The 20,293-nt window shown below is 61.0% G+C and carries 12 protein-coding genes; 8 read left to right on the top strand and 4 right to left on the bottom strand.

All coding sequences use genetic code 11. From position 1 onward, the window contains the following. The 6 genes from vccA (at nt 1) to TSACC_RS03920 (ending at nt 11,041) form a co-directional block, all read left to right on the top strand. Nucleotides 1–4,278, top strand: a complete 4,278-nt coding sequence (gene vccA, locus TSACC_RS03895) for a Verru_Chthon cassette protein A (protein ID WP_075078077.1) — start codon at nt 1–3, stop codon at nt 4,276–4,278. A gap of 105 nt (nt 4,279–4,383) precedes the next feature. Further along, complete coding sequence (gene vccD, locus TSACC_RS03900) at nt 4,384–5,040, top strand: Verru_Chthon cassette protein D (protein ID WP_075078078.1); 657 nt, start codon at nt 4,384–4,386, stop codon at nt 5,038–5,040. A gap of 30 nt (nt 5,041–5,070) precedes the next feature. Beyond that, nucleotides 5,071–5,991 (top strand): hypothetical protein, encoded by a 921-nt coding sequence (locus TSACC_RS03905; RefSeq protein ID WP_075078079.1) that lies wholly within the window; start codon nt 5,071–5,073, stop codon nt 5,989–5,991. Nucleotides 5,992–6,014: 23 nt separating this feature from the next. After that, nucleotides 6,015–7,088: a polysaccharide deacetylase family protein gene (locus tag TSACC_RS03910; RefSeq protein WP_075078080.1), complete on the top strand. Its 1,074-nt coding sequence runs from the start codon at nt 6,015–6,017 to the stop codon at nt 7,086–7,088. A 196-nt stretch (nt 7,089–7,284) separates the two neighbouring features. Further along, nucleotides 7,285–8,328 carry a LacI family DNA-binding transcriptional regulator gene (locus TSACC_RS03915; RefSeq protein ID WP_169809525.1) on the top strand — a complete coding sequence of 348 codons (1,044 nt, stop codon included), beginning with the start codon at nt 7,285–7,287 and terminating at the stop codon, nt 8,326–8,328. 145 nt (nt 8,329–8,473) lie between these two features. Continuing rightward, entirely contained in the window at nt 8,474–11,041 is a 2,568-nt protein-coding gene (locus TSACC_RS03920) for an alginate lyase family protein (protein WP_075078082.1), read from the top strand. 72 nt (nt 11,042–11,113) lie between these two features. On the opposite strand, the gene TSACC_RS03925 is transcribed toward TSACC_RS03920, so the two are convergent. Beyond that, nucleotides 11,114–11,470, bottom strand: coding sequence for a DUF1622 domain-containing protein (locus TSACC_RS03925; RefSeq protein ID WP_075078083.1), 357 nt, complete (start codon nt 11,468–11,470; stop codon nt 11,114–11,116). A 219-nt stretch (nt 11,471–11,689) separates the two neighbouring features. Here TSACC_RS03925 and TSACC_RS03930 point away from each other — a divergent pair, with 219 nt between their 5' ends. Both TSACC_RS03930 and TSACC_RS03935 read left to right on the top strand, forming a co-directional pair. Then, nucleotides 11,690–14,437: a DUF4962 domain-containing protein gene (locus TSACC_RS03930; protein WP_075078084.1), complete on the top strand. Its 2,748-nt coding sequence runs from the start codon at nt 11,690–11,692 to the stop codon at nt 14,435–14,437. A 160-nt stretch (nt 14,438–14,597) separates the two neighbouring features. Next, nucleotides 14,598–15,182, top strand: a complete 585-nt coding sequence (locus tag TSACC_RS03935; protein ID WP_153811244.1) for a hypothetical protein — start codon at nt 14,598–14,600, stop codon at nt 15,180–15,182. A gap of 270 nt (nt 15,183–15,452) precedes the next feature. Here the strand turns inward: TSACC_RS03935 and TSACC_RS03940 are convergent, their stop codons facing one another. The 3 genes from TSACC_RS03940 to TSACC_RS03950 are packed head-to-tail and all read right to left on the bottom strand — an operon-like array spanning nt 15,453 to nt 20,277. After that, on the bottom strand, nt 15,453–16,436 hold the full coding sequence (locus TSACC_RS03940; protein ID WP_075078086.1) for a sugar phosphate isomerase/epimerase family protein: 984 nt from the start codon (nt 16,434–16,436) through the stop codon (nt 15,453–15,455). Further along, entirely contained in the window at nt 16,433–19,177 is a 2,745-nt protein-coding gene (locus TSACC_RS03945) for an alpha-L-rhamnosidase-related protein (RefSeq protein WP_075078087.1), read from the bottom strand. Before TSACC_RS03945 ends, TSACC_RS03940 begins: the two co-directional genes overlap by 4 nt. Nucleotides 19,178–19,191: 14 nt before the next feature. Further along, entirely contained in the window at nt 19,192–20,277 is a 1,086-nt protein-coding gene (locus TSACC_RS03950) for an SGNH/GDSL hydrolase family protein (RefSeq protein ID WP_075078088.1), read from the bottom strand. Nucleotides 20,278–20,293 lie beyond the last annotated feature (16 nt).

Below are 20,293 nucleotides of genomic sequence, written 5' to 3' on the forward strand. Positions count from 1 at the left end.
ATGAAACATCTTCCAAGGCAACGTGCGTTTGCGCTCGTACTCGTCCTGATCGTCATCGTGCTGGCTGCGACCATGGCGGTGTTCTTCCTGGCGAGCGCGGGCCAGGAGCGCCGGGGAGTCGACCTGTACGGTCGGGGCAGCCAGGCGAGGCATCTTGCCGGGATGGCGGTGAGCCGGGTGATGGGGCAGATCGGCGCGGCGACAAAGGAAGGCAGCGCATCTGATCCGGTGGCCTGGGCATCGCAGCCGGGGATGGTCCGCACCTACGGAAAGAATGGAAATCCCAAGAGCATCTATAAACTCTATTCATGGGATACCGATCTGCTCAAGGCGGGGACGGGTTACAATCCCTTTACCAGCTCGGAGATGCCTCCGGCCGGGTGGAAGAACCAGCCCCAGATGTATACCGACCTGAACCAGGCGATCAATGGCGTGTATCCGATCGTCGACCCCGGGGCGCTCAATATGGTCGAGGGATTCAGTATCGACTCATCCAATGCAGCGGTGGCCGGGTCTGGATCGCAGGCGCCCATGCCGGTGAAGTGGCTGTACGTCCTCGAGGATGGCCAGATGGTGGCGGGCAGCGGCGCCTCGGGTTCCTCCGTGACGGTGACGGGTGCCTCGCCGACCAACCCCATCGTGGGGCGCGTGGCGTTCTGGACGGATGACGAGACGTCCAAGGTAAATGTCAATACAGCCAGCGAGGGAGAGTTTTGGGATACGCCGAAGTCGGCGACGCGGGACGAGATGCAGTTCGCGGCCAATCCTCCGGTGCGCTATGAGTTTCAGCGCACGCCGGGCCATCCTGCCATGACCTCGCTGAGCGCGGTTTTTCCCGAGTTGATGACGGGGAGCCGCTGGGGCAGCACCTCGACCTACCGGCAGGAGTTGCGACGTTTGTACACGCTGACCCCCAGGGTGTCGGGCGGGGTGATCGGCGGGAGTGGTGATGGCGGATCGGAGGGCGGCACGCTGCCGGTGGCATCCTATACCACTGATTACTCCCTCACGACGCTTCCGACGATTCCGTCCAAGATCACCCTGGATTCGGATCGCCTTTACGCGACGGTGGATGACTTCTGGTTCAGGCCCGATCGGAGCGCGCAGAGCGCCTTTACCAGCGCTTCATCGCCGGTCAGTGTTTCCTCCTTCGAGAAGCGCCAGTTTTTCCTGACGGCCAACAGCCGCGCTCCCGAGACCACGCTCTTCGAGACGCCGCGCGTGAGCCTCTGGCCCGTCACCTGGCCGTGGCCCTCCTCGTATTTTCGCCAGATGAAAAATCCCGCGACCTTCCGGGGCCGCAACTCGGGAGCCGCACCTTCCTCTGTCGATCCTGCGAGCCCGATCGACCAGAACCCGTGGATGACCGCGGAGGAGAGATTGCTGGCGTTCTGCGCCACGCTCAATGCGACGTCGAGTGCGCCCCTGCGCTATTATTTCCAACGGCAGAATCCCGACAGCCCGTCCCATGACTGGACAAACATCCAGCGCAATCAGCAGCTGGTGAATTACCTCCGGACGACATTCGACCGTGACATCCCGGGTTTTGGCGGAAATCTCGCCTCTCATTGGGGCTCCGGTGCGGCCGATGCCATCGCTCTGGGAACATTTGATTTCAGCCGCTCGATGATCAACCAGGTGACGATGGCGTCGACCGCCGCCAACACGGTGACGCCGGGAGCCAACGAGGTCGGCTATTCCTTCACGGGACTGGCGTCTCGCGATATCTGGATCAACGGAACTCGCAGACAAACCTACGCCGAGCCCAATGCCTACACGGTGGCTCCGCTCCATGCCACGGTGAACGGGTCGACCTACACCACCCAGGGCAGTTATCCCCGACTGACCGGCGTCTCCGTGCTCTTTTATGCCACGGCGAGGCGGTTGCCCGTGCCTCCCGCCCCGGCACCCCCGGCGCGGGCAACGGGCGGCAATCCGGAGAACGATTACTACAACCCCTTCAACTGGCAGTATCTTATCAATGCCGGTCCGACCTATGGTGGTTCCGGGGACTATCCTGTCGGCAGTCAGACGACGCAGATGCGAGCGGTGATGCTTTTCAACTTTGCGGGTCTGGCCAGCGGGGTCGTCCCTGCCGCGCCGTTTTTCTGGATCAAAGTCAAAGGGGAGTCATTCAAGGTCAATGGCAGCGCGATCAATCTGCCGTCTGCCACCGGCAGGCAGGTGCAGTGGTCGGCATGGTTGCCAAATGCGACCATGAACCCGCTTTTCTACCCCCTGTTTGACAAGGAGCGGAACACGCCGAAGGTCTTCGAGAATACGAGTTCCGCCGCGGGCTATTGGTCGCTGGTGAGTGACCCCATCACGGTCTCGCCCGACAGCCTGCAATTCACCTTCAGTGGCGAGCCGATCACCGTTGAGATTTACGCCCCGTTTTCCGACAACCTGGAGACGGATCCGACGGGCACGGCGTCCCAGCTCGTATCCTCCCAGGTGATTGATTTTGCGCAGTGGTCCCAGACGCTGCCCGTCCCGATCGCTCCGCGCTGGAATGTCCGGGACGAAGGCTCCTCGCCATCGACGCTCCGCCCGGATCCCCGGGTCACCAACTTCCAGACTCCCGAGGCGAGATCAATGAGCTGGGCGTTTACGGAGATCGCGCCAAACATTACGAATCCGACCCTGCCGATCTCGCCCGAGCAGATGCGCGATACCACCGTAGCGATGAACACCCGCACGATTCCCTATGCCTACATGGGCTCGACGGGTCTGGTGTCGCCCATTTTTGAAAACCGGGTGAAAGCTCTCTCCGGGCGAAACGCCGGGGTCTTCTTTGCCGAGAATACCTCCACGAGCCTCGACAATACGACCGTTGACGCTCCGCCCCTGGAGGGCGTGCCGCTGATTACGCCCTTTGACACGGTGATCAGCATGGTTGCCGATCCGGCCGGAGCGGGAAATGGAGATCCCAGGCTCGGCTCATCGGTGGCGTTCAAGCGCATTGACCAGGTGCTTTCCGGTTATCAACCGGACCTGGTTTTTCGAACCTCCCCCGCGGCTCCCAAGGGACCGGCCTATCCTCGTGCGACCGCCCGCGCCCAGTGGCATCAACTCGGGACGCCGGGTGCGGCGGGTCCCATGAGCACAGGCTATCGGCAGAACCAGCTCACATGGGCGGGCCCCTCCCCGGCACTCATGGCGCAAACCGGGCGCAACGGATTTCTTTCCGGGCAGTTGGGCAACCCGGGCGTGCCGCCGACGACCGAAGCCATCGTCGGAGGGATCTTTACCGCCACCGGACAGGTCAATCCCAGTTGGGACTGGACCATGATGCCGGGCAATCGCATGGATGGCGGCATGCTGGCCCGCCCGGACCAGGACTACCAGACTCTCTTCCTGGATTTCTCTGACAAAGCTTTTGTCGGCACTCCGTATTTCCTGCGCTACAGCGCCTACGGCTCCTCGGGATCGAATTACTTCTCGCCCAACAGGCAGGTGCCTTCGCCTGTCATCCTGGGTACGCTGCCGTCCTCGCTGACGACGGGATGGCAGACGCTGGCCTTTTCTCCCAATCCGGCGGCAGGCAGCAGCCACCCGGGCTTGACCAGCCCGCCGGATCATTTGCTTCTCGATCTGTTCTGGATGCCGGTCGCGGAGCCTTACCCCATCAGCGATCAGTTTTCCACGGCCGGCAAGGTGAACCTCAACTACCAGATCGCTCCGTTCAGCTACATCGTGCGCAAGACGGCGCTCCATGCGCTGCTAAAGTCCACCTGGCTGCCTGCTTTGCCAGAGTCGGCGGCCACGGACTACAAGAGCCACGCCAATATCCGCGGAGCGGTGACCAAGACGCGTTACCCGCTCAATATCAGCGAGACCTTGAAGGATTTCGACACGAGGTTTTCGTCGGGCGATGTCTTTCGCTCCGCCTCCCAGCTCTGTGAGATGTACCTGGTGCCGGAGGGGGAGACTCTCTCATCCACCAAGTCGTCCTTCTGGAATGGCAAGCGCTTCACCGCTGATAACCTTCGCGAGCAGCCGTACGACCACCTTTACTCCCGGGTCACGACGAAATCGAATACCTTCACCGTCCACTGGCGCGTGCAGTCCCTGCGGAAGTCGCCGGGGTCCGCCGCGACGGTGTGGGATGAATCCAAGGATCGCGTGGCGGCGGAACTGCGTGGGTCGACCCTTATCGAGCGCTACATCGATCCCAATGCGACGAACATCCCCGACTACGCCACCTCGACCTCGGCACAGCCCCTGGGCAACTTCTATCGCTGGCGCGTGGTTTCCGAGACCTTCTTCCAGCCCTGAAAACGCCCCATTTTCCTCTCTCGGCAGGAATTTTCCTTGCAAAATCACACGATTGATTATCTATTGCAATCAAGCACTTGGTGAGCGATGCTTTCTTCCCCCCACATGTCTTCTTCTCTTTCCAAATCGGCGGTTTTCCGTCGGCGAGCGGCAGGCTTCACATTGATCGAACTGCTGTCGGTGATGGCGATCATTTCGATCCTTGCGGTAACGACGCTGCCTGCGATCCGTGGCACGCTCGATGGCGTAACGATCAGCGGAGCAGCTGGGGTGGTCGAATCAGAGCTCTCCTATGCCCGGCAGGTCGCCATGAGTCGGAATCTCCCTGTCGAGGTTCGGTTTTATAAGCACGATGACGGCAATGGCCTGGCCTGGCGTGCCGTGGCCTCGGTGATACCATCCTCTGTCAGCGGTGCGACCGGGGACGAGTGGCTGAGCCGGGGCAAGGTGCTTCCGGGAAATGTCATTGCTGACGATGCCCAGGAATATTCCACCCTTATCTCGCTGGCTGGCTCGGCGTCGACGAACGCAGGTCCCTGGACGGCGACGGAGTCGGCCTCCGCGCCTGGCATCCTGCGCGGCAAGTCCTATGTGGGATTCCGGTTCCGCCCGGATGGCTCGATCAATCTGCCCAATGGCCAGCCATGGTGCCTGACGCTGCGCAGCTCCACCAGCCGCCAGTCCGGATCTGCCCCGGCTGACAACTACGTATCCATCGTCCTCGATTCTCTGACCGGGCGCACGATGTCCTACCAACCCTGAAGCGGGTGAGGGCTGGCCCTCGCAAATCTCATGAAGAAATCGCTAGTGATCTGCTGCGGAGCCATGCTCGCGCTTGGCAGCCCGATGAGCCGGGCGCAGGGAGGCGCGCCGGTCCAACAAGGCAGCGAACTCGTGCGGGGGGTGAACTGCGGGTTGCCGGCGGACGCGGTGCTGGAAAAGGCGACAGAGACGGTTTTCAAAGAGCCGGTTGTCATTACTGGAAAGCTACTGGGACCAGTCAAAACAACGCACAGCGAAGGCGTCGTGAAGTTTGTGAAGTGCCGTTTTGTCAATACGGGCTATGTGCCTCTCTCCGAAGGGGACAAGGCCTCGCCGGGGACGGCCTACTTTACTGTGCAGCGGGCAGGGAAGGGATCGGTCGAACTGGAGGATTGTGAAGTGCTGGGAGGCAAGAGCGTGGCGATCATGGGCGTCGACAAGATCACGCGGACCTATGTGGCCGGAGGCAACGACCTGTTCCGCCCCCCCGAGGGAGAATCGTTTTACACAGAGGTGCTGGGGGAGGGGCTCATCATGGACAGCCCTGCGTCGCATAGCGACATCCTGCAGGTCACCTTTGGCAAGGACCGCACGCCGGATAACCCGGCGGTCGCAACCATCCATCTGCTGCGCTGCAAGTTTGACGCCCGGGGCCGCGCGGGTGGGGATGGCAGGTCTCTGGATGCCGTGAACGGCGCCATTCAGCTTGGGAGTTTTGGGCCAAACACGGGAGTGACGGGTGAGATCACCGACTGCTATTTCGACGGGGGCGCGTTTTCGCTCGCCGGGGGAGATCACGGTGATGCCGGGAAGCCGATTGTCCTGCGGGGTAATAAATTCGGGCGGCTTTCCAAGTACGGCCCCATCAATCCCCGCTGGCGGGAAAATCAGGATATTGACGACTCCAATGTCTGGGCCGACACCGGCGAGCCGGTCAAGGGCAGGCAGTAGGTATTTTCGCACGCATCGATTTCATGAAAACCAAACGACACATTCTTTCTCTTTGTCTGGCGCTGCCGCTGGTGCTGCAGGCGGCCACGGCTGATCCCAAAAAAGCTGGAGAGCGATTCAAGGCCGGGGAGATTACCTGGCCGTCATCGCCGGGCGACGCCGAGATCTGCATGTGGAAGGATGACAAGATCGCGCCCGTGAGCGTGACCGTGGATGACAACTGGGCCTCCGAGGTGCCGTGGTGGCTGGAGCAAAGCGCGAAGTACGGGAACTTTCCCGTCACGTGGTTCATCATCTCGCATAAAGTCGGAGGCCGCAGCGATGGCGGCACCTGGGCTCTTTGGAGTGACGTGGTCGCCAAGGGTCACGATGTCCAGTCCCATACCCACACCCACCTCCAGACGGAAGATCCCGCCTGGCTGGGCATGGAGGGGGAATACTCGGAATCCAAAAAGATCATCGAGGCAAACATCCCCGGGCATCGCGTGCGGATGCTCGCCTATCCCGGGGGGAAAGGCATGGAGATGAACAGCGAGGAACTCGCGGCCAAGTATTATGCCGGGGCGCGGTGGGCCACTGGCACTCTGGTACCTGCGGGCGCCATCCCATTCATGGGCATACGCGCGGTCACGGAAAGCTCCTTCAACAACCCCGCGGCAAATTGGGCTGATCCCAAGCGCATCCTCGATCCCTCCGACAAGATGTATCGCACCTGGTGCGTGATGATCTACCACGGCGCCGGGGACAAGGTGGCGGATCGCCCCTTCTTCCACTGGCTGGCGGACAACCAGGATAAGCTTTGGCTCTCCCGGTTTTGCGATGCCTCCCTGTACGGGCAGGAGCGCGAAGCTGCAGCTGTGAAGGTGACGGAAAATGGACCGTCGAAGATCGAGTTTGAGCTTACGGATACCCTCGATAATGCGGTTTACGATCAGCCTCTGACGGTCAAGGTCCGCTTGCCGGACGGCTGGAAGGCCGTCGCGGCCACCCAGGGCGACCAGCCTGTGGAGGCGAAGTTTATCACCAAGGACGGCAGCCCGTACGCGCTGGTGGACGCCGTCCCCGACAAGGGCAAGGTCTCCCTGGTCTCCCGGTAAGGCAGTCTTTGGAGGTCTCGCTCATCGGCCTGAGAGAGGCTTCCTTTGCCGCAACCCGGAATTGGCCGCCTGGAAAGTGCATTGCCCAGTCCTTGGATTCCATGCGATCTCATAAATTCAGTTCTCCCGCAGGCCTTGTAGTAACACGTTTGATTTGACCTTTGAGGCCTTCCGGATGCACATTTGTCCCAACTCCATGGTTTCACTGAAACGCATCGCGGCGGAACTCGATGTTTCCTACAGCCTGGTTTCCAAGGTGCTGAACGGGCGGCTGGGAACGACGGGAGTAAGTGCCAAGACCCAGGACGCAATCCGGAAAAAGGCGCGCCAGTTGAACTACGTACCCAACCGGCTTGCCGTCGCGTTGAAGGCGGGGCGCAAGGGCGCGATCGGCGTCTTTTTTCATCACCTCGGCACGCCGGGCAGCGACCTGAGTGATCGCCTGCTCAAGGGGCTGGCGGAGGAACTCGACAAGATCGCCGTCCGCATGTGGCTGCGCTTCTTCTTTACCGATGAGGAATTTGCCGAGGCCTGCGACTCGCGGCTCAAGAGCGAAGTCGACGGTCTCATCGTTACAGGAGTGTATCACCCGGGGCTCTGGAAAAAACTGCGGGAGCTGGAGGAGAGCGGGTTGCCGGTGCTCACGCTGTTCAACGATGTGCCGGAGGGCTCGTCCGACGAGCGCGTGACGAGCGTGAGGGTCTGCTATGAGACGCATGGGTATCTCCCGACCCGGCATCTGCTGGAGCTCGGGCATCGCAGGCTGGCCTGCGTGGCTACGTTCGAAAGCCGCACCGCCGGGTTTGAGCGTGCTCATCGGGAGGCGGGCGTGCCGATCGATCGACGGATGATTATCCCGACGAAGGGATTTCTCATGGAGGATGGCCGCTTCGCCGTGGAGAGGCTCTGCAAACTCGGCCAGATGCCGGAGGGAATCGTCTGCCAGTCCGATGCCCAGGCCAATGGCGTGATCAACGAACTCATGATCCGGGGACTGAGGGTGCCTGATGATGTCAAGGTCACCGGCGTCGATAACTCGCCGCTGGCTGAAGACAGCATCGTCCCGATCACATCGATGACCTCTGAGATGCGCCGGGCTGGTCACAGGGCCGTAAAGCTCCTCATGCAAAAGATCGAGGGAAAGGCGGTCGAATCCGTCGTCTACCAGCCAAAGCTGGTGGGCCGCACCTCCACCGGCATGCCCGTACTCCGCGGAGTCGATCGCAGCCTGCTCGAATAAAATCGGCGCTTAATATCTCTCTCTCCATGGACTTGGAAAATCAGGTTGCAGTGAATCACACGATTGATTAAGGTAAGAAAATCACCCGCTTCCGGCGGGCTGGCCGCGGAGCCGAGACATCCCGCGCGCAACATCCCTCCCCCCTATGCAGACTTCCCGAACGAGCATCTTTCTGGCCGTGATCGCGGCAGGTGTGACCTGTGCCATGGCGCAATCGTTGACCTACACGCCGCAGATGAGCCCCGCGAACATCGCGCCGACCCCCGCCACGACCGCGGGGAGTGCCGCGAAAGTCTCCGGCGAGCCTCGCATGACCAAGGGGCATCCCTGCACGCTCTGGGACCAGCAGGATATCGATGATCTGAAAGGCCGGCTGGCCGACAGCAAGGAGATGCAGGACAGCCTCGCCAGGCTGAAGCGGGACCTGGACAAGTCTCTTGGCCAGGCCATCACGCCGGTCGCGCAGGGCGGCGAGCCGCCGACCAAGGAGGACTACCGCAGGCATCGGGACAGCTCCGCGACCATCTCCGACATGGGGATCGGCTATGTGATGACGGGGAATGAAGAGTATGGGGAGTACGCGAAGAAGCTCCTTCTCGAATATGCCCGGGGCTACAAGAACATGCCTCATCCCAAGGACTGGACGGAGAAGCGTTATCGCAGCGCCCAGGATGGACGTCTCACCGGGCAGTTCCTTGAGGATGGATTCTGGCTGGCTCGCGCTGCCTTCGGAGCGGACCTCATTTACAACCTGAAATCGTGGACGCCGGAGGAGCGCCAACAGGTGAAGGACTTTTTCGCCGATGTAGCCTCCCAGTTTTATCACCCTGTGATGACGGGAAACACCTACATCAACGCGACCCATAATCGCGCGGCGCTGTGCACATCGGCGGTGCTGATGGCAGGATACGCGACGGATAATGAGGATCTCGTCCATATCGCGCTCTATGGAGAGGGCGGCACGAAGGAAGCGCCGACCGGAGGCGTGCTCGGCACGCATTTCACCTCGAAGTGCATCCGCCCCGACGGGCTGTGGGTCGAGGGGGCTCCGGCCTATCAAGCGGGAATCGCCTCGTGCGGACTGCTCAACGATGCGGAGACGCTCTGGCATCACGGTATTGACCTCTACCGCTACGACAATGGTGCGTTGAAGCGGTTGCTCGATTCCGCCATCGTACTGGCATACCCCACGCCCAGGCTCGACATCCCGGCCCTGCACGACTCCGCTCCGTTTGAACTGCTCCCCGAGGCCGACTGGCAGAGCAATGAGGTGGGCATGCCGTACATGTACGGCTATCGGCGCTATCAGGATCCCGCCTACATCCCGATCGTGAAAAACGCCTCCAAGCAGCTTTCGATGACGATTCACGCCGGTCCTCCGTCGCTCTTTCCGGAGCTGGCAGATTCCTCGGCAGCGGTAAAGCGCAGCGCCGAGAGCGCCAACTATTTTGCGGTGGGTTATGGAGTGCTGCGAGTGCCGACACCCGAGAATTGGAACCAGGTGCTGATGGAGTACGGGGAAAGCGGGAGCCACGGCCATCCCTCGAAACTCGCCATCGACATCTTCGCGATGAACGAGGTGCTGTCACCTTTCCCCGGCGTGATCTTTCCGTACAACGACCCGATGGACCCGAAGTGGTACTGGACCACTCTGGCAAACTGTGCGCTCACGGTGGACGAGAAATCGCAAGTCTTCTCGGGCAATATCTACAAGCAGCCCAAGGGGACGCCGCTACCCGTGGCGGAGCAGATGGTCTTTGCCCCGGCGGAAACCATGGGAATGCAGCGGGCGTGGTCCGATACGCTCGCGGTGGACAAGATCTCTCAAGACCGGGCCCTTTTCATCACGCCGAACTACCTCGCCGATCTCTTCGCCGCAGCCGGTGACAAGGAGCACAAGTACGATCTGGCCTGGCATTTCCGGGGCAAGCTCGACGTGGGGCTCAAGATGTCGCCCTTTACTTTTCCGGAGCCGGTCAACGACGGATACAATGCCCTGGGAAACCCCACCCGTTCGGAGGTGACCGATCAGGCGTGGACGGCGAATATCACGACTCCGGGCGGCAAGGCGGCGCGGTTCTTTGCCGCGGGTGGCGCTCCCACCGAGGTGGTGGCGGCCGATGGGCACTTCCGGGTCAAGGGCAAGGATGAGTTTCCTCCGACCCTGCTGGAGCGGCGTTCCGGAGCGAAGGATGTCCTGTTCGGAAGTGTTATTGACTTTTCCTGCGGAGCTTCCGCCAGCGTCAAGGAGGTGAAGCAAAGCGGTGGTATCGCCGAGGGGTATGGCGCTCTGGAGATTCAGACCGCGACGGGGAATGACGTTTGCTTCGTTTCCTACCGTCCTGCCGGTGTTCTCAAGGCGGCTGGCATCGAGACGGATGCCGTGCAGGCCTACTCACGCATCGAGGCGGGAGCCGTTACCGCGCTTTACCTGGCCGGAGGAAAATCCCTCAAGAGCGGAGACGGTCAGATCTCCCGGAGCGAACCCGGCCTCGCCTACGTGGAGAAGGATGCGTCGGGACAGTTTATCGTGGGAAATCCTTCGCCGACAGATGCGGTCGTGACCGTCACCCTGCCTGCTCTGGCGGGACTCGTGGCGCATGAACTTCATCCCGATGGAACGACGGGAGCCTCGGTCGAAACGGGAAGCGGCAGCGGGGGCATCGAGCTCAAGCTCAAGGCCGGAGCCCGGGTGCGGTTCGCCAAAGGCTAGGTCGGCGACCAGACCCATCCGCAGATATGCGCCTCACCGGCAGGCTATCCGGACCTTGCCGGGGCGGACGATTCAGCGCGCTCTCCCCGGTTTTTCCTGCCAGGGCCAGCGACCGCTGACCTCCATCTCGAGAGAGAAACTCAGGAACGTCCGGATCACGACGATGAGGCCGAGCACGGCGAGATTTTGCAGCGTCGGGGCCACGGCCACGGTGCGGATGATGTCGCCGGCTACGAGGAGCTCCAGGCCCAGGAGGATGGCTCGTCCCAGCCGCTGCCGGTAGATCGTATAACGATCCGCTCCCTTTGGGCCGGGAGAGGGGAGGATCGCCTTCAGCGAAGCCACCAGGATTCCGACGACGATGACCAGGACGCCTGCCGCGTCGACAGCCATGCCGACTTGCTCGACGATCGATTGAAAATGCTCCATGCGGTTTCCTTAGCGAAAATCCGGGCGTCGGCACAGCTTCTCCTTCCCGGCAGGGAGCGCCATTTCGCGATGGCGGCCGTTTCCGGCCTGGAGAATTTCCGGTTGCTTCCAACCCGGGGTTGACAGGATTCCGCTTTTAATCAAACATTTGATATTGCTGTGATTGCCCAGATGCCGTGATAGAGGTATCTGAGGTTCTGGCGAAAAACTATCCCCTGGATGAAAGTCTCTCTTGCACTTCTTTGCGCGGCGGTCGTTTCGCTTCATGCGGAAACGGTGGCTGATTTGCAGCATTGGAATCTCACCGGCGGAGTGGAGATGGATTCCGCCCGCCCCGGTCCCTCCGGTGGGCCGTCGATGAAGATCCCGCCGCGCTCGACAGCATCCCTCAAGCTCCGGGACTCCGACGGGTCCGGCAAAGTCAGCTTCCTGGTTTATGACGATGGCACGATCGCGAGCCCGGGAAAGGCGCGCGCGGTGGGGCCGCGATGGGGCACGGGGGAGGCGAATGGCCGCATCTGCGTCGGGGCGATCATGTATGCCGGCTTCCTTCAGCCCGAGGGGTCGTATTGCCTGATCGATTGTCTGCCCTCCGATCGCATGGCGTGGCAGGCCATGAAGTTCCTCGGAGCGCGCGGGTCCGCTGGCTGGAAAAAATGGGAGTTCGACTTTGACCCGGCGAAAGGACTGACGGTCTCCATCGATGGGAAGGAAGTCCCGAAGCGATATTTCGATTGGAACTCGTCGCAGATCACCGGGTTCAACGCGCTCACGTTCTGGGGGGATGATTCTCCCGCGGGATCGGCCCAGACCATCTGGATCGCGGATATCAGCTATGATCTGGGGCCACCCATGACGGTGAAGCCGGGGGACGTTCCCCAGCCCAAGCCCCCTCTGCCGGTGGCCAAAGGCCCTGCGCCCGAGGAAGAGACGGAGAAATCCTCCGAGCCTCCTGTGATGGCGCGGATGGACGGTTATGCTCCGGCGACCACCCTGCTTGGAGATCTCAAGGGGCTGAAGGTCGCTCTTGCCGAGGGCTATGCCGCCCGCCATCCGCGGCTGCTGTTCTTTTCCGATGACCGGGAAGCCCTCCAGAAAAGAGCGCTCGAGCGCCCGGATCTCTGGAACGCCGTATTGGCCAACGCCGAGGGAGTGAGAGCAGAGCAGGGAACGCCCAACTCCGATCAGGTGCGCGGCGGGGCGAAATACTGGCGTGTCGAACGGATTGAATCAGCCGCCCTCGCCTGGTTTGTGACCGGTGATGCATCCTATGCCGAGGGAGCGATCCGCTGGATGGTGGCGCATTGCAAGGAGGATACGTGGGGCATTCACTACCGCCCCAACCTCGATCTCGAAGCCTCGTGGTATCTCTATCATATCGCGGTCGGCTACGACATCCTGCGCGACCAGATGAGCGAGGCGGACCGCGCCATCGTGCGCAATGGCCTGATCGAGCACGCCCGGTATGTCTACCTCGACCATGACCCGAACAAGACGGAAAAGGTCCCCTTTGATCAGAATCACACGTACATCCCGGCTGTCGCCTTGATGGCTACGGCGCTGGCCCTGATCGACGATGTGCCGGAGGCAAAATACTGGCTCACCCGCAGCTACGCGATCCTCCGCCGCTCCCGATACGTGCAGAGCGAGGATGGCTACTACTATGAGGGCTTTGGCTACTGGACCTACGCGCTGAACTGGCAGGCTCGCGGAGCGGAACTCCTGGCGCGTGCGACCGGGGAGAATCTCTTTCAGATTCCCGTCCTGCGGGACTCCTGGCTCTTCGGCCTGCACCTGAGTCTGCCCGGTACGCCGGGCGCATTCGGCATCGGGGACTCCGTAGGCTGGACCGAGGGCAAGCTGGGGCCGCGCAAGACCAACAACCACGCCATGCTCTGGGAGATCGCTGCCCAGGCGGGATCGCCCGAGAGCCGTACCGTGGGAGATCTCTACCAGCGCCGCACTCCGGAGCAGGATTATCCAGCCACCGCCTTTCTGTGGTTCAATCCCACGCCCGAGCCCAAGCCTCTCGACCAGATACCGCCCTACCATTACTTCCCCGACCACGATGTCGTGGCGTGGAGATCAGGGTGGGGGGATGATGCCACCAGCTACATTTTCCGCTGCGGCCCGCCGCTGGGGCACAAGGCGGCGGACAAGATGAAGCAGATGACCGACTGGGTGCTCAACTGCGGGCACGTCCATCCCGATATCGGCAGCTTCTGGATGTTTGCCAAGGGAGCCTATCTCGCCATCGATACCGGATACACGGCGGCAAAGTGGACCCGCGATCACAATACGCTCCTCGTCGATGGCAAGGGACAGGGACAGGACGGGACGTACTGGAACGAAAAAGGCATCCCCTACAAGGACTTCGATGAGGCGCGGATCATCAGTCAATACCTGGGCGCTGACTACGGCTTCGCCCGTGGCTCCTTCGGTTCCGCCTACCGGCGCAATGCGCCCGGCGTGGACCTGACTCGGAGCCTCGTCATGACCAAACGCTGGCTGCTTGTCGTCGACGACATGGCGGCCGACAAGGCCCGCTCGCTCACCTGGCTCTGCCATTCCATTGGGGAGTTCTCGAGGGACGGAGCCTCCTATCTCTCCCGGCAGGCGGGTGCCGCCCTCGCGGTGCTGCCCTTGTTCCCCGTGGATGCGGCTGCCGTTTCACAGCCGACCATCGTGGCGGCCGGTAATGCGCCCGGGCCGGGAAAACAGGAGCAGCGCGGCTATCAGCTCGCGATCAGCACCTCCGCACCGACGGACCGCACCCGATTTGTGAACCTGCTCGTTCCGCTCGGCCCGGATGAGCATCCCCCGGTGGCGAAGTTGCTGAAGAACGACGGTGATCTCCTGGAATGGGAGGTCCTCTGGAGCGACGGAAAGACGGAACACATCGCAGTCGATCTGGGATGGAAACAGGGAGCGACACCCGGCCCGGTCACCATCACGTCTCGCCAATGAGCGCTTCCCGCCGCCAGGGAGGGATCTTGTCTCACTCCCTGAAAACGACCATGATTTCTCAACCCCCAGCAACCAGTAACCCCGAAAGCGCGAGATGAAGACGAAGCGAACCCCACGGAAAATAGTTTCAGCCACAAGCCTCCTGCACACTGTATCCCGGATGCGAACACTGCGACTCGCATTGCTCGCGGGGATGCTGAGCCTGGGAGCAGGCCGCCTGGCCGCCCAGACTCCCATCGAGGGGGAGGACTTCGAAAACGTGAAAGCTCAGTTGGTCGACTGGAGTGCAACCTGGCAACCGGCGGGTGAACCGGCGGTCTATCGTCCGGCAGCCAAGTGGGACAGCCCCTTTACCATCGTGGCCGACTCGGCTGACGCCCATTCCGGAAACCAGGCGCTCAAATGGGAGTTCTCGGGGGAAATCCAGGGGATGGTGTTGCTGAATTTCCCGCCCTTGCAGGTCAATGCCACCGAGCTGGAACTGCGGTTTTTTGTCAAGACCCGGGGCATCGACAAGGCCGGGCGTCTGGCGGTGGACGAGGCGGACTCCTCCGGAAAGCGTCTGAAGAGCAACTGGGCCGCAGTGCTGGTGCAACCCTCCGATTCCTGGACGGAGGTCGTCTGGCGTGGGAAGGTGGGTGGAGACACCAGCCGGCTCCGGGTCTTTCTCGCCTATGACGGCATGCCCGCAGGAGCCACCGTCTGGATCGACGACATCACGGTCAAGCCGGTCCCGGGCAACTGACGTCCGACGTGTTCCCAGGGTGTCTGGGCCTGATCGGAAAGTGCGGACTTTTCCGGTCCAGCCTTTGGCGGACGGCGCACTCGAGCATGGCGTGCCTCGCGGCTAGCCGCGGGTATCCAGGGCGACAAAGCCCAGTCCCGGAATCGGGATGGAGCTCGGGCCAAAAAAGCGCGTCGCCCGGCGCGAAGGCCGTATCACATTCCCATGCGGATCAAACCCGCATCGCCTGGGTTGGCGATGGAGGTTCCTTTTGCGAAAGGCCGGTGGATGTTACAGCTTAGCCAGGAATGTCCTGCGCGCGTATCGGGTCGTCGCAGTCGCGTCGCCGGCTGCGATCAGATCGCGGAGTTCAGATTGGCGGGTTTCCGTCAGGAGGGCTTCCACGTTCTGAAGGAATGCCACGCTTTCCCGCACGGCGGCAGCACCGTCCTCCCGATAGGGATATTGATCCATCGAGTACCAGCCTGCATAGCCGGTCTCTCGCAACCAATGCAGCAGCTCGACGTATTCAACCCAATGTACCGATCCCACGATCATATCGTCGTCCCATGACCGATAGTTATCATTGAAGTGCATGTGGAAGAGCTTCTCTCCGTGATGCTGGAGCAGGACCGCGGATTCCGCCACGTTCTCCCCGGCCATGAAAGCGTGGCCGACGTCAATACATACTCCCACATTGGCGAGACCGGTTTCCTTCGCCATCAGCAGGGTATCGGCTGCCCGGGCCTGGAAGGAGAAGTTTCGGGGTTCCTTGGGCTTGTATTCCAAGGCGAAGCGAATCTCCGGGAATTCGGAGGCGATCAAGTGAATGTTTTCCGCGAGATAGGCGCGTTGGGAGCGGTAATCCGCCGTGAGCGGGTAGTCGTAACCGTCCTGCCCGAGCCAGAGATTAATCAAGGGGCAACCAATCTGCCTCGCGATGCGAGCCACCGACCGGCACTCCTCCAGCGCCGCGCGGCGGGTCTCGGCGGATTTGGCCGAGAGGCTCCCCAAACCCCATCGTCTTTGTGAAAACAGATCCGGGATGATCGAGACGCACGCCAGACCGGCGTCGTTGAGCCAGCCATCGATCTCACCGGCGTTGGCCTCGGTGATATCCCAGGTGCCGACGAGTTCTATCCCCTCGATGCCGGGTATCGCCGCAGCCTGATGGATCATTTCCAATTTGGGAACGACTTCCTTGTAGCCGCTGGGTAGAAAGCGATCACAGGTATTGCCGAGATTTCCCAGGATGACGGAATAACGATTTTTCATGAAAGTTGCCTCACTCCCTTGGGAGCTTCGATGGAAGAAAGAACCTTGCGACCATCCCTGTGCCAACTGATGCGGATCGGGCCGTCCGCTGTGGGCAGCGCACCATCAACCTTGCGCACCATGGAGGGCGGCTGAGGGTGAAAGCGGAACTCTTTCATTCCGACTCCCACCGGAACGATTCCCAGGAGGTACTTGCGGAAATACTTGAGGATGTAAGTGGAGAATGGATGGCATCGACTCCGGGTGGGGAATCGCTTGTTTTCATGTTCAGGAAAGTGTTCCCAAGCCGTCTTGTCCCCGGCCTCGATCATCTGGCTCCATTTCCGAAGGATCGTCGTAAAGATCGCCTCTGTCTCGCCATGGAGGTCGAGGAACTCGAGGACGTAAAACAGGCCCATGGGACTCCCGATGGGGAGTAAGTCGCCTTCCTCCTTTGTCAGACGCTGGAGCAGACGTTTTCTCCATGCCTGTGATCCGACCCCGTAATAAGCCAGAGCAGCATTACTGGCCGCGCTGCTAACCCTTGAGATCGAACCATCCTGATGGATGCTGTCGGCGTAGGCATCCCGCTGCGGGACCCAAAATCTGCGATGAATGGACTCCCTCAACCGACGTGCCGCATCGAGCCAGAGCCGAGCTTGTGCCGGGCTGCCAGCCAACGCCGCGCCTGCCTCCAGGGCCCCGACAAAGAGTGCCTGCTCGGCGGAGACAAAGGGACGCCCGATATCATCACGGTCCGGGTGCCAGTCAATAATATGCCAGGGTTCCTCATCCGCTGGCCAAAGCATCAAACCTCCCGGCTCGATCATCTGTAATGACTCATCCAGCCCTCGCGCAACCTGGGGAAAGACGGTCTCAAGAAATCCCTGGTCGCCCGTATGCTCGTAGAATTCCCGACAAAGCAGAATCCAGTGAAAACTGAATGCAGGGATGCGGTTATCCCATGCGCTCGGAGTATGCGAGCGGACCAGGCCCGGGTACTGTGGATCGCGGCCATATTGCTCGATCGTATTCCGCAGCAGCGGGATGTTTCGCATGGTGACGAGATCCGACATGGCGCCCAGGCGATTGTCGAAATTCCAGTTCACCGCCTCATATGTCGGACAATCGGTCAGCGTGTCGTCGGTCGATGAAATCAGTGTCTGCTCGCAGAGCGCGTAAATCGCATTGAGCATGCTGTTGTCGGACCGAAACGCCCCCTGGGGAAGGTTGCCGCAGTTGGCGGACAGCATCTCCACAGACGCGAGAGCGACGGAGTGCTCCCCTTGATGGTGAATGATCAGGTACCTGCCGCCATAGGCGAAAAAGCTCTCAAAGGATTGCCACCCATCGTGAAGCTCGTAGCGCAGCGAGTTGTTAACCGGACCGGGCCAGTTCAACGTCAAAGGAGCTCCTTGATCGATCGCCTCAACCAAGGAAAAGATCAGCGTGCTGCCTTTGTGTCCGAAGCACTTGAATGCGAGCCATCCGTTTTGCACGGCACCCAGGTCCACGATCAGGCGGATGGCGGTATTGCCGACAGCCGGAAGCAGTTTCCATCCGAGGTTGGTCCGCAGAAAGGAGTTGCTCTTCTTTTCCAATGTCTCTGCGTTGGCAACCAGATCATGAAAGTTCGCCCCCGGGGAGGTGTGCCGTGAATCCATCCTGGGAAGCGCCCCTGCGGCTATTCTCCTGGAAAGATCCTTCCCAAGACGCTTGCCGCATCTTTCGACTTCCTCCCGCGTCGTAGGGATCACCTGAAAGCCTCCGGCTCCAAACGGGTTCCGGACCGAGAGAGGTTTCGGAGCAAACGCTGCGAGGTGAGTTTCGGAAAAGTGATCATTCCCATGCACGCCCACGAGGCGGTTGGCGCCTTTCTTCAGGTTCAGCAATACCTTGGGGACGCCCGGCTCATCGCGAGTCCATCCAGAGGAAACTCCGATCAACCGGTCCTCAAGATACCACCTCGCTCCACCCGGAGCGGCCAGCCAGGCGATTGTCTGGTCTTCCTCCGAGATCAGGTCGGTCACAATGTACGCAGGAGTATCGAAGATATTGCAACGGCGCGCTTGATCCGGCGGCACCAGATAGGGCTTGGTGAGGAAACTGCAGATAAACTCCGGCAGCTTCACGACCTCGTGCGCCACGATCCTCTGCGGAACGAGAGGATACCGCGACGCCTGACGCACGGGGCGAGGAATCAGCCTGCACTCTTTGGAAACAACCTGGGCCGCCTCCCATCGGGAGCTCCCACGCTGTTGGGAGATGTCCTCGATGTTCGGCATGATCCAGCGTCGTACGGTTCGGCGTTTACGGCGGGCATCTCTCTGCACCAGAGTCTTTTCATCGCTCGCGATGTTTGCTTCGGGCAGTTGAACCTCAAATATCAGTCCCGCCTCGCCAAGGCTGTAGTTCATCGTGCCCGAGCCGAGGCTCAACACCAGAATCTCGAGCATGTTCTCTCCCGCCACCAACCACTGGCCGATATCGTAGGCGTCCACCATTCTCTCTCCCGGCGGAGATTTGGCCGGACCATGACCGAGGACGACGCCATTGAGCCAGACCTGATAATAGGCGTCGGCGGTGATCTTCAACGATGATGCACCGGGGATCTGGGCGCGAAGCCATTCCTTCGCCCCCAGTCGGAAAGCTCTTTTTGCCCGGAGATAATAATGATCGGAGAGACGGTCGCTGGTATCCCATATCCACCGCGCAGCTTTTGAGAACAGCTCCGGCGTCTCCTTGACGAGTGCTTCCTTCATCGAGCTATGGTTCCTCACCTTTTCGCAGCTTCCCCCGAGATGCAGGAAAGCAGGGCATCCGCGTAAAGCTTGTGCCCAAAATCATTGGGATGATTGACCCCGTTTCCCGTCAAGCTCCAGAATCCCTTGCGGTCCACCAGGAAGGTCCACGTCGTACGCACATCGCAGACGGCAACGCCTTTTCCCTTCAGCCGCTGCAAGGCTTTCGGATAAGTCTCCCGGATCTCGGGATTGCTCAGATTCCAGTCGGGGTTCGGAGTCATGCCATTGATGATGACAAATTCCGTTTCCGGAGAATCACGGCGGATCGTGCTGATGATGGAATGGATATTCTGGCTGAAATCCTCGGCCTTCAGGCTGGCGGAGCCGTCGTTCATGCCGAAGCCGATGATCACCAGGTCCGGCTTTTCCGCTGCCACGGAGGCCGCCTGCGCCACCCCATAGGGCGTCGACTCGCCACCCTTGGAGTGATTGGTCACACTCACGGTCGAGCCTGTTTTGTGCCCGAGCATGTCGGCGAGGCGGGTGAAATAGGGAGGTTCCCGGAAGGCATCCGACCCGGCGGAAATGCTATCACCGAGAATGGCGAGGGATACCGGCTTCCCCGCCTTGAGCTTCTCCTGCAGTTTTGGCAAAAGCGCGCTCTGATCTTCCGGCGGAGCCGGCGACCACGTCTCGTCTGTCTGGTAATCGAAACAAAGCTGCCTCTCGGGGAGGAACGCCCCGGGGGCATAGAGGAGATACTTTTTTCCATCCTTGTACCATCCGATGGCATTGCCGTTATTGGACTCGGGAAACAGCTCGGCCTCCTCCAGGCAAGGAAGACTCTCGGAACCGATGTACTCGACTCGATTTCCCGAAATCTGAAAATCCGAGACGGAATAGTCGCGGCTGCCATCGCCGGAATAAATCCGGAGCACTTTCTTTCCCGAGAGAGCCAGCATTCCGACCGGATGTCCTCCACCCGTGGGCCGGACAAAGGCCACGGGCTCTCCACGTCTCTGGCCTCCTTGCTTCCACACGGCCTCAACCACTTCGTCGGCGGCGTGTGCCACGCCTCCAACATTCACGCCCGCCGCCAAAATGACGGCGAATGACATAGATCTCAACATGCCT

The sequence above is a fragment of the Terrimicrobium sacchariphilum genome (assembly GCF_001613545.1).
Classification (GTDB): Bacteria; Verrucomicrobiota; Verrucomicrobiia; order Chthoniobacterales; family Terrimicrobiaceae; genus Terrimicrobium; species Terrimicrobium sacchariphilum.